At 70.1% G+C, this 11,019-nt stretch carries 8 protein-coding genes; 6 read left to right on the top strand and 2 right to left on the bottom strand.

Translation table 11 applies throughout. The features are described from left to right. From J2X41_RS10745 to J2X41_RS10735, 3 genes are all read left to right on the top strand, one after another. A partial coding sequence (locus tag J2X41_RS10745) for an ISAs1 family transposase (protein WP_310081756.1) occupies positions 1–670 on the top strand: 670 nt, incomplete at its 5' end. A 239-nt stretch (positions 671–909) separates the two neighbouring features. Further along, entirely contained in the window at positions 910–2,619 is a 1,710-nt protein-coding gene (metG, locus tag J2X41_RS10740) for a methionine--tRNA ligase (RefSeq protein ID WP_310081755.1), read from the top strand. A 1-nt stretch (position 2,620) separates the two neighbouring features. After that, positions 2,621–3,802, top strand: a complete 1,182-nt coding sequence (locus J2X41_RS10735; protein ID WP_310081753.1) for an MFS transporter — start codon at positions 2,621–2,623, stop codon at positions 3,800–3,802. 105 nt (positions 3,803–3,907) lie between these two features. Here J2X41_RS10735 and cysN read toward each other — a convergent pair whose 3' ends face one another. Both cysN and cysD read right to left on the bottom strand, forming a co-directional pair. Beyond that, positions 3,908–5,851 (bottom strand): sulfate adenylyltransferase subunit CysN, encoded by a 1,944-nt coding sequence (gene cysN / locus J2X41_RS10730; protein WP_310081752.1) that lies wholly within the window; start codon positions 5,849–5,851, stop codon positions 3,908–3,910. Further along, complete coding sequence (gene cysD / locus J2X41_RS10725) at positions 5,852–6,784, bottom strand: sulfate adenylyltransferase subunit CysD (RefSeq protein ID WP_310081751.1); 933 nt, start codon at positions 6,782–6,784, stop codon at positions 5,852–5,854. A gap of 302 nt (positions 6,785–7,086) precedes the next feature. On the opposite strand from cysD, the gene J2X41_RS10720 reads away from it, so the two are divergent. From J2X41_RS10720 to J2X41_RS10710, 3 genes are all read left to right on the top strand, one after another. Continuing rightward, positions 7,087–7,287 (top strand): hypothetical protein, encoded by a 201-nt coding sequence (locus J2X41_RS10720; protein ID WP_310081750.1) that lies wholly within the window; start codon positions 7,087–7,089, stop codon positions 7,285–7,287. A 162-nt stretch (positions 7,288–7,449) separates the two neighbouring features. After that, complete coding sequence (locus tag J2X41_RS10715) at positions 7,450–10,413, top strand: polar localization protein TipN (protein ID WP_310081748.1); 2,964 nt, start codon at positions 7,450–7,452, stop codon at positions 10,411–10,413. 14 nt (positions 10,414–10,427) lie between these two features. Beyond that, the gene (locus J2X41_RS10710) at positions 10,428–10,988 is read left to right on the top strand and encodes a sugar transferase (protein ID WP_310081747.1); all 561 of its coding nucleotides are present in this window, start codon (positions 10,428–10,430) and stop codon (positions 10,986–10,988) included. Positions 10,989–11,019 lie beyond the last annotated feature (31 nt).

The following is an 11,019-nucleotide window of genomic DNA, read 5'->3' as shown; positions in this document are numbered from 1 at the left end:
CCGCGCCCCCGACGGGGCCGAGGTCAAGACCACGCTGGACCTGCTCAAAGGCTTGTCGCTCAAGGGTTGCCTGGTCACCGCCGACGCCCTGCACGCCCACCCGGCCATGGCCAAGGCGGTGCGCAAGGCCGGCGCCCACTACGCCCTGGGCCTCAAGGCCAACCGGCCAAAACTGCTGGCCCACGTCCAGGCCGCCTTCGACGCGGCCGGCGACAATCTGCCCGTCCACCAGACCCTGGAGACCCGCCATGGCCGCCGCGAACTGCGCGCCGCCAGCGTCCTTCCAGCCGCCAAGCTGGCCGCCGATCCCGGCTGGACCGACCTGGTCGCCATCGGTCGCATCCAGGCCGAGCGCACCAAGGACGGCAGGACCGCCGCCTCCACCCGCTACATCCTGCTGTCGCGCAAACTCAGCCCGGCCAAGCTGGCCCAAGTCGTTCGCGCCCACTGGTCCATCGAAAATCACCTGCACTGGACCCTCGACGTGGTCTTCGATGAGGACGACGCCAGATCCCGGAAAAATCATGCTCCCGAAAACCTCGCCGTCATCAGACGACTGGCCATGGGCATGCTCAGCTCACACCCCGACACCAAGTCCATCTCACGCAAAATGAAGATCGCCTGCTGGCGGCAAGCCTTCTTCTTCGAGCTCTTTGCTCATATGCGATAGCCCTGCCCTGTGGGGGAGGTGTCGGCGCAGCCGACGGAGGGGGGAGTGATCGGCCGATGGCCACAGCCCGGATCGACGATCCTAAAACTCCCCCCACCGATCGCTGCGCGATCGCCTCCCCCACAGGGGGAGGATCTGGAAGAGCCGGTCCGTAGGGGGCAAGTGGTCGTCGCACCACGCTTTCGTTTCCGCCCCGGGCCTTCTATATCCAACCGCTCCTCGACTCCCCCGGAAGACCCATGGCCCGCATCCTGATCACCTCCGCCCTGCCGTACATCAACGGGATCAAGCACCTGGGCAATCTGGCGGGATCGATGCTGCCGGCCGATGTCTACGCCCGCTTCCAGCGGGCCCGCGGCCATGACACCCTCTATATCTGCGCCACCGACGAGCACGGCACCCCGGCCGAGCTGGCCGCCGCCGCCGCCGGCCAGGACGTGGCCAGCTACTGCGCCGAGCAGCACGTGCTGCAGCACGACGTCGGCCGCGCCTTCGGCCTGTCCTGGGACCATTTCGGCCGCTCGTCCTCGCCGCAGAACCACCGCCTGACCCAGCACTTCTGCGAGGTGCTGGAAGACCGTGGCCTGATCGAGGAACGTGTCGACCAGATGGTCTATTCCATCGACGACGGCCGCTTCCTGCCCGACCGCTACATCGAGGGCACCTGCCCGCACTGCGGCTTCGACAAGGCGCGCGGCGACCAGTGCGACAACTGCGGCAACCTGCTGGATCCCACCGAGCTGAAGGATCCCTATTCGGTGATCTCCGGATCGCGGAACCTGGAGGTGCGCGACACCCGCCACCTCTACCTGCTGCAGACCAGGATGGCCGACCGCATCCGGGCCTGGATCGACGGTCATCCCGACTGGCAGCTGCTGGCCAAGTCGATCGCCTACAAGCACCTGGACGAGGGCCTGATCGACCGCGGCATCACCCGCGACCTCAGCTGGGGCATCCCGGTGACCAAGGGCGAGTTCCCGCGCCCTGGCTTCGAGGACAAGGTCTTCTACGTCTGGTTTGACGCGCCGATCGAATATATCGCCGCCACCCAGGAATGGGCCGAGGCTGGGCCGAACCGCGACTGGAAGTCGTGGTGGCGCACCGACGCGGGGGCGGACGACGTCCGCTACGTCCAGTTCATGGGCAAGGACAACGTCGCCTTCCACACCGTCAGCTTCCCGGCCACCATCCTCGGCTCGGAAGAGCCGTGGAAGAGCGTCGACATGCTCAAGGCCTTCAACTGGCTCAACTGGTACGGCGGCAAGTTCTCGACCTCGAACCGGCGCGGCGTGTTCATGGACGCCGCCCTGGAGATCCTGCCGCCGGACCTGTGGCGCTGGTACCTGACCTCCAATTCGCCGGAGAGCAGCGACACCGCCTTCACCTGGGAGCAGTTCGCCAGCGCCGTGAACCGCGACCTGGCCGACGTACTGGGCAATTTCGTCAACCGCATCCTGAAGTTCACCGAAGGCAAGTTCGACGGCGTGATCCCCGATGGCGGCGCGCCCGGCCCGCTGGAGGAGAAGCTCTACGCCGACGTCTCGGCCCGCCTGGCCGATCTCGCCGAGCAGATGGAGGCCATCGAGGTGCGCAAGAGCGCCCAGGCCCTGCGGGCGCTTTGGGTGGTCGGCAACGAGTACCTGCAGGAGGCCGCCCCGTGGACGGCGATCAAGACCGACCGCGACCGCGCCGCCGTGATCGTCCGCACCGCCCTGAACCTGGCGGCCCTATACGCTCGGATCTCCGCCCCGTTCATCCCGTTCGCCGCCGAGAAGATCGGCGAGGCCTTCCAGCTGGCCTGGCCGCCGGCCTGGCCGACCACGAACGCCGCCGCCGAGCTGTCGAGCCTGCCGGTCGGCCTACCGGTTCGCGCGCCGGACGTGCTGTTCAAGAAGATTGAGGACGAACAGATCGCCGAATGGACCGCGCGGTTCGGCGGGGCGGAGTAGGGTGACGCGCCCGGCCGGGGCAGGGCGCTTTTCCGCCCAGGCCCGCCTGGGCCTGTTCTACGTCGTCTCCTATCTCGGCACCGGCGTCAGCCTGCCGTACATCGCCACCTATTTCCGCTCGCGCGGCCTGACCGGGGCCGAGATCGGGGCGGTCCTGGCCGTGCCCCTGCTGGCCAGGCCGTTCCTGGGACCAGGGCTGGCGGTGTGGGCCGACGGCTTCACCCTGCGTCGCACGCCCCTGGCGCTGCTGGCCCTAGGGGCGGCGGCCGGCTACCTGGCCATGACGTTCGCCTCGGGTTTCTGGGGCCTGCTGGCCTGCTGGCTGGTCGGCATGACCTGCCTGACCACCCTGACGCCGCTGATCGACGTGATCACCCTGCGGCGCTCGCGGCTGGACGGCTTCAACTACGGCGTGCCGCGCGGCGCGGGCTCGGCGGCCTTCATCGTCGCCAACCTGGCCATGGGCGCGATCCTGGCGGTCATGGCCCCCGGCGTCATCGCCGCCTGGATCACCGCGGCGGCGGTCGGCGTCGCCCTGGTCTCGGTGCTGGTTCTGCCGCCCGACCGCGTCCTCGACGTGGGCGTCGCCAAGCTGGGCCGCGCCGAGCGCTGGAAGGGCCTGGGCGGCCTGCTGCGCGACCAGACCTTCGTGCTGGCCGTGATCACCGCCGGCCTGATCCAGGGGGCGCACGCCTTCTACTACGGCTTCTCGGCCCTGCTCTGGCGGCAGCAGGGGATTTCGGCCCCGATGATCGGCGTGCTGTGGGGCGTCGGCGTGGCGGTCGAGGTCGGCTTCATGTGGTTCGCCGAGCCGTGGCGGCGCAAGATGGGACCGGAGAAGCTGCTGGTGCTGGGCGGTGGCGCGGCCCTGCTGCGCTGGACCGCCTACGCCTTCGCCCCGCCGCTGTGGCTGCTGTTCCCGCTGCAGGCCCTGCACGCCCTGACCTTCGCGGCCAGCTTCATGGCTTCGCTGCGGCTGATCGAGCGCCTGGCCCCGCCGCAAAGCGCCTCGGCCGCCCAGGCGATCAACTCGGCCCTGTCGGCCGGCTTCATGCTGGGCGTCGGCACCCTGGCCTCGGGTCCGCTGTTCGACGCCTTCGGGACCCGGGGCTACCTGGCCATGGCGGCGATGGGCGGGCTGGGCTTGATCGGGGCGACCCAGCTTCTAAAGCGGACGCGCTGAATGGCCGTCCTCGTCCTTCGACAGGCTCGGGATGAGGACGAATTCAACGCGGGCGCAGAACAAATCCTCATCCTGAACTTGTCGAAGGACGAGGATTTCGCCGCGTCAGATCTCGTAGTCGATCTCGCCTTCCAGCCAGGCGACGATGCGCTCGGCGGCGGCGACCGGGTCCATCTTGGTGGTGTCGATCACCAATTCGGCAGCTTCGGGGGCCTCATAGGGGCTGTCGATGCCGGTGAAGTTCTTCAGCTGTCCGGCGCGGGCCTTCTTGTAGAGGCCCTTTACGTCACGCTGTTCGGCCACGGCCAGGGGCGTGTCGACGAAGACCTCGACGAACTCACCGTCGTCGAGGATTTCGCGGGCCAGGCGGCGCTCGGCGCGGAACGGCGAGATGAAGGCGGTCAGCACGATCAGGCCGGCGTCGACCATCAGCTTGGCGACCTCGGCGACCCGGCGGATGTTCTCGACCCGGTCCTCCTCGGTGAAGCCCAGGTTGCGGTTGAGGCCGTGGCGGACATTGTCGCCGTCCAGCAGATAGGTGTGCCGGCCCAGGGCGTGCAGACGCTTTTCGACCAGGTTGGCGATGGTCGACTTGCCCGCCCCCGACAGGCCCGTCAGCCACACCACCCGGCCGCGCTGGCCCTTCAGGGCCGCCCGCGAGGCCTTGCCCACGTCGGTGTGCTGCCAGTGGATGTTATCGGCCCGGCGCAGGGCGAAGTTGATCAACCCCGCCCCGACGGTGCGGTTGCTGATCCGGTCGATCAGGATGAACCCGCCCAGGTCGCGGTTTTGGGCGTAGGGCTCGAACGGTATGGCCTGGTCCAGCGACAGGTTGACCAGGCCGATCTCGTTGAGCTCCAGCTTCTTGGCGGCCAGGTGCTCCAGGGTGTTGACGTTCACCCGGTGCTTGATCTCCGTGACGCTGGCCCCGACCATCCGCGTGCCGATCTTCAGCAGGTAGGCGCGGCCGGGCGGCAGGGGCTCGTCGTCCATCCACACCACGGTGGCCTCGAACTGGCCGGCCACGGCGACAGGGTCGTTGGCGGCCACCAGGATGTCGCCGCGGCTGACGTCGATCTCGTCGGCCAGGGTGATCGTCACCGATTGGCCGGCGAAGGCCTCGTCCAGGTCGTCGGGCTTGGTGACGATGCGGGCCACGGTGCTTTCGCGACCCGAGGGCAGGGACTTGATCCGGTCGCCGGGCTTGACGGTCCCCGCGGCGATCTGGCCCGAGAAGCCGCGGAAGTCGAGGTTGGGGCGGTTGACCCACTGCACGGGCATGCGGAACGACTGGCTTCGCAGGTCGTCCTCGACCTGGACCTCCTCCAGCCAGTCCATAAGGATCGGCCCTTGATACCATGGCGAGTCCTCGCCACGGCTGGCCATGTTGGCCCCGGTCAGGCCCGAGATCGGGATCGGGGTGAAGACCTCCAGGCCGATCTGGTCGGCGAAGGCGCGATAGTCGGCGACGATGGCCTGGAAGGTCGCCTGGTCCCAGCCGACCAGGTCCATCTTGTTGACCGCCAGCACCACGTGGCGGATGCCCAGCAGCTTGACCAGGTAAGAGTGGCGGCGGGTCTGGGTCAGCACGCCCTTGCGCGCGTCGATCAGGATCACGGCCGCGTCGGCGGTCGAGGCGCCGGTGACCATGTTGCGGGTGTACTGCTCGTGGCCGGGGGTGTCGGCGACGATGAACTTGCGCTTGTCGGTGGCGAAGAAGCGGTAGGCCACGTCGATGGTGATGCCCTGTTCGCGCTCGGCGGCCAGGCCGTCGACCAGCAGGGCGAAGTCGATCGCCCCGCCCTGGGTTCCCACCCGCCGGCTGTCGGCTTCGAGGGCCGCCATCTGGTCCTCGAAGATCATCTTGCTGTCGTAGAGCAGCCGGCCGATCAGGGTCGACTTGCCGTCGTCCACCGACCCGCAGGTGATGAAGCGCAGCAGCGACTTGTGCTGGTGGGCGACCAGATAGGCGTCGATGTCGTCGGCGATCAGGTCGGAGGGCTTGTAGACCGTGGCCTTGTCGGCCGTGACGGGGGCGGCGGCGGTCATCTAGAAATAGCCCTCCTGCTTCTTCTTCTCCATCGAGGCGGACTGGTCGTGGTCGATGACCCGGCCCTGGCGCTCGCTGGTGGTGGTCAGCAGCATCTCCTGGATCACTTCGGGCAGGGTGGCCGCGGTGCTCTCGACCGCCCCGGTCAGCGGATAGCAGCCCAGGGTGCGGAACCGCACGCTGCGCATCTGCGGGACCTCGCCGGGCCGCAGGCGGAAGCGATCGTCGTCGACCATGATCAGCGACCCGTCGCGCTCGACCACCGGCCGCTCGGCGGCGAAGTACAGCGGCACGATCGGGATGTTCTCAAGATGGATGTATTGCCAGACGTCCAGCTCGGTCCAGTTGGAGATCGGGAACACCCGCAGGCTCTCGCCCGGGTGCTTGCGAGTGTTGTAGAGCTTCCACAGCTCGGGCCGCTGGTCCTTGGGATCCCAGCGCTGCTCAGTGGTGCGGAAGCTGAACACCCGCTCCTTGGCGCGGCTCTTCTCCTCGTCGCGCCGCGCCCCGCCGAACGCGGCGTCGAAACCGTACTTGGCCAGGGCCTGCTTGAGACCCTCGGTCTTCCACAGGTCGGTGTGCAAGGCGCTGCCGTGGTCGAACGGGTTGATCCCCCGCGCCTCGGCGTCCGGGTTTTTGTGGACCAGAAGGTCGAAGCCCAGCTGGGCGGCGATGGTGTCGCGCAGCTCGTACATGGCCCGGAACTTCCAGGTGGTGTCGACATGCAGCAGCGGGAACGGCGGCTTGGACGGATAGAACGCCTTGGCCGCTAGGTGCAGCATCACCGCGCTGTCCTTGCCGATCGAGTACAGCATCACCGGGTTCTCGCACTCGGCCGCCACCTCCCGCAGAATGTGGATGCTCTCGGCTTCCAAACGCTGCAGGTGCGTCAGCCTCGCCGGGCTGAGCTTGGCCGAAGTCGGCCCGGTCATGGACAAATCCGCAAAGGCGTCGTGCGACAGCGAAGCGACTTGGGTAGGGGGCAAAGCGCGTATCCGCAAATGGAAAGCTCCGCCGACGCACGAAAGGCGCGACGACGGGGCGGTGATCCTGAGCGTGGACCTAGGTCTCGCGAGGCCGGCGGGCAAGGCGGGGAAATCTGCAGGCGCTGTGAGCTTCGATGGACCTCCCGGACGGCGCGGCGTGGCGAGCGGCGCCGTTTCATGACCAAAAGTTCATTCGCGCGACGCGGCGAAGCATTGCATAACGCCGCTATCGGAAAATGGACTTCCCGATGTCATCCTTGGCCGAATTCCTCGCCGCGATCATGCTCTGGCTTTCGTCGATGGCCCTTTGCCAGTTCGGCATGGCCGTCGAGCATCGGGCCAAGTCCCCGCCCAAGGCCGAGCGGGTCATCGCCCGCACCCCCCGTCAACAGGCCGTGCAGGCCGTCGAGCGCTGTCCCCGTCTGCATACGGCCGAGATCAGCGCCTAGGCTCTCCCTTCGCCAACCCCTGTCCAGGATGGGAAATCCGGCGGAACCCGCTATGCGCGCCGGCTTTTCGCCGCTAGGTTTATTCGTTGCGTGCGAGAGGGGCGTCCGCGCGGCGATGTTCATCCGGCCCCAAGCCGTTTCGCCCTGGGACTATGGCTGCGTATGAAGCCCAAGAAGCGCCAACCGCTTGATTTCACCGGCATTCCGATGGAGCCGCCGGTCGAGGACGCCGGTCGTTCCGCCGAGACGGACGTCCAGCCCGATGCGGACGCGCCGGTCAGCGAACCCGACCTGGATCTGGACATCGCCGCCGTTCCCGACGCGCCGGCCCCGCCGGCTCTTGATCGCGGGCCTCTGGATCTAGGCGCCGAGCCGGCGGCCGAGCCGTTTGTCGCGCCGATTCCCGAAACGCCTCGCGTCAGCGCGCGGCGCGGCTTTTTCGGCGCGTCCAAGCCGCAGCCCCAGCCTGTCGCCGAGACCTTCCAACCCGTCGAGCCTCCCAAGGCCGATATCGAGGCCCCCGCACCGGAGGCCGTGATCGCACGGGCGCCGCCGCTGAAGTCGAACTTCAAGCCGCCCGAGCCGGAGGCGGATCCCGCCCCGTTCACCCCGGCCCGAGGCCGGCGCAGCGCGCCGATCGAGGCCGAGCCGCTGGCGCCGCTGCCCTCGTTCCTGACCGCGCCCGTCTCGACGGCCCAGGCCGCCCAGCCGCCGGCGCCGGTGGTCGAGCCGGAGCCTCCGGCCGCGTCCCAGCGGTTCGAGGCGGCGGTCTCCAAACCGCGCGAGACCGCGCCGGTTTCGCCAGTCACTCCCTTGTCCACCGCCCGCGAAGGCAAGAAGCCTATGCCCGCGCCGCTGTTCTGGAGCCTGGCGGTCGCCGCCGCGGCGCTCTGGACGCTGGGACCGATCGCCTTCGCGCTCGGCTACGGCGCCGGCGTGCCCGCCTTGAAGGTCGACCAGTTCGCCCTGATGGTGTTCGCAGCCCTGGCCGTCGGCCCGGCCGCGTTCACCCTGCTGGGCGCCTACATGCTGCGCCAGGCCTTGGGGGTCTCGGCCGAGTTGAAGCACACCCGGATCATGACCGACCGCCTGGTCAGCCCGGCCGCCCTGGCGGCGGCGGGCGTCGACGGCGTGGTCGAGCGCATCCGCGATCAGATCGACGCGGCGACGGCCGCCGCCGAGGCGGCCCGCGCCCGGGTTCAGGACCTGCGCGAGGCCCTGGCCGAGGAAACCCTGGCCCTGTCCCAGACCACCAGCGAGTCCGCGCGGATGGTCAAGCAGCTGTCCGAAGGGCTGGGCCACGAGCGCCAGGCCATGCACGCGCTGTCCACCACCCTGGACGCTCAGTCCACGGCCGTGGTCGAGGCCATCGGCAGCCAGGCGCGCATGGTCGCCGAGGCCTCCGACCTGGCGGAGACCCAGTTGCGCGAGGCCGAGGCGGCGCTGGCCGCCCGGGCCGCCGACCTGGCCGCCGCCGCGGCCGAGGCGTCCGACGCCGCGCGGGTGGGGGCCGAGGACCTGTCGCGCCAGATCGCCCGCCTGGAAACCGCCGGCCAGGGCGTCGGCGACCAGATGAGCGCCGTCGAACGCAACCTGGCCGCCCAGCGCGCCGCCCTGGTCGCCGCCAGCCAGTCGCTGCGCACCGACCAGGAGGACTTCGCCGCCGAGAGCGAGACCCGCACAGCCCAACTGACCGAATTCATCGGCCACACTCGCGCCGGCGCCACCGAGATGGGCGACATGGCGGCCATGGGCGCCGAGGTGCTGCGTGGCCTGATCGGGGCCGCGGCCCAGCAGCTGCGCGAGGTCGCCGAGACCGCCCGGGCCGAACGCGAGGCCCTGGCCGCCGAGACCTCCAGCGCCATCGCCGCCCTGGCCAGCGCCGCCGGCGGTCAGCGGGCCGACCTGGAAGGAGCCTTGACCCAGGCCATGGAGGCGATGGCCGGGGCGGCCCGCAAGGCCAACGAAGGCGTCGAGCAGCGCGTCGAGGCCGCCCGCGTCCGCGTCGACCAGCTCAACGAGATCGCCTTCGCCGCCGGCCAGAAGGCCGACACGGTGTTCGAATCGCGCATGGACGAGGCTCGCGACCTGATCGAGCAGTCGGCCCAGGTGGTCGAGCAGGCCGGGGCCCGCACGGCCCAGAAGCTGTCCGAGAGCGTCGAGGCGGCGCGCGCCACCATCGCCGAGATGGAGGCCATGCTGGCCGATGTCGGCCGCCGCACCGCCGACCTGCCCGCCGAGGCCCTGGCCCGCGCCAACGAGGTTCGGGCCCAGATCGAGCAGGGCATCGAGGACCTGCGCAACTCGGCGCGCCGGACCGCTGAGGAGACGGCGGCGATCGACCAGGCCTTCCAGGAACGGGTCCGCCGCAACTACGACATGCTCAGCGAGGCGGTCGGCCGGATGAACGCCGCGCCGCCCGTCGCCCCGCCGACCGCGACGCCGACCCGCGCGCCACCGCCGCTGAACCGGCAGGTCCCGGCCGCGCCGCCTCCTCAGCCCGCAACGCCGCCCGCGCCGCCGCCCGCCCCCAAGCCCGCCAACGAGCCCGCCAACGAGCCCGGCGCCGAAGAGGCTGGCCTGCGCCCACGCCTGCGCCTGACGCCCACCGCCACCGACGACGAGTTCCGCTCGGTGTTCGACGCCGCCGGCGGCCGTACCGCCGCACCCGCGCCGCCGCCGGCCGAACGGGTCGAGCCGCAGCAGCCCGGCGGCGGCCTGTCGTGGCGCAGCCTGCTGTCGGGCCTGGAAAGCGCCGCGCCGGGCGACGCCGCCCTGGGCGAGAAGATGGCCGGCGAGATCCTGGCCATGGGCATCGACCCCACGGCCTTGCTGCCTCGCGCCCGCATCGACGAGATCGCCGCCACGATCCAGACCCACGACGAGGGCGGAGCGCGCGAGGTGGTCAAGAAGCTGGCCCCGGCCGCCATCCGCCGGCTGGTTCGCCGGCTGTTCTCGGACGCGCCGCTGCGGGCCGAGGCCGAGCGCTTCCTGCGCCGCTACGCCGGCATGATGGACGAGGCCTCCGAACAGGATCGCGAGGGCTTCCTGGTGGCGGCCTTGCTGTCGTCGGACGCCGGCCGCGCCTACCTGCTGCTGGACGCCGCCTTCGGGGACCTGGCTTAAGAGCATGGCCTGACGTGAAGCGCCTGTTCGATGCGGCGGTGTCCGCGGCGGCGCTGCTGCTGCTGGCGATCCCGCTGCTGGTGGTGGCGGCGGTCGTGCGCCTGACCTCGCCGGGACCGGCCTTGCACTGGTCCAAGCGGGTGGGGCGCGACAACGTCCTGTTCGCCATGCCCAAGTTCCGGACCATGCGGATCGATACGCCTCAGGTCGCCACCCACCTGCTGGAGGACGCCGACCGCTGGCTGACGCCGCCCGGCGCCTTCCTGCGCCGGACCAGCCTGGACGAGCTGCCGCAGCTGTGGAGCGTGCTGGTCGGCGACATGAGCCTGGTCGGGCCCAGGCCGGCGCTGTTCAACCAGGACGACCTGGTCGCGCTGCGGACGGCGGCCGGGGTCGAGGCGCTGCGGCCCGGCGTCACCGGCTGGGCGCAGGTCAACGGCCGCGACGAGGTGTCCGTCCCCGAAAAGGTGGCGCTGGACGCCGAATACCTGCGGCGGCAGGGGTTCTGGTTCGACCTGGCGATCCTGCTGCGGACCGTGCTGCCGGTCGTCACCGGTAAGGGCGTGACGCGGTAGCGGAACGGCGACCGGGACACACGCGGTGTAT

This window comes from Caulobacter sp. BE254, assembly GCF_031457295.1.
Taxonomy (GTDB): Bacteria; Pseudomonadota; Alphaproteobacteria; order Caulobacterales; family Caulobacteraceae; genus Caulobacter.
This window is presented reverse-complemented; position numbering and strand designations above follow the sequence as displayed.

Coding starts and splice junctions, on each gene's coding strand:
- J2X41_RS10715 (WP_310081748.1), top strand. CDS start 7,450: ATGAAGCCCAAGAAGCGCCAACCGCTTGATTTCACCGGCATTCCGATG.
- cysN (WP_310081752.1), bottom strand. CDS start 5,851: ATGACCGCCGCCGCCCCCGTCACGGCCGACAAGGCCACGGTCTACAAG.
- cysD (WP_310081751.1), bottom strand. CDS start 6,784: ATGACCGGGCCGACTTCGGCCAAGCTCAGCCCGGCGAGGCTGACGCAC.
- metG (WP_310081755.1), top strand. CDS start 910: ATGGCCCGCATCCTGATCACCTCCGCCCTGCCGTACATCAACGGGATC.
- J2X41_RS10720 (WP_310081750.1), top strand. CDS start 7,087: ATGTCATCCTTGGCCGAATTCCTCGCCGCGATCATGCTCTGGCTTTCG.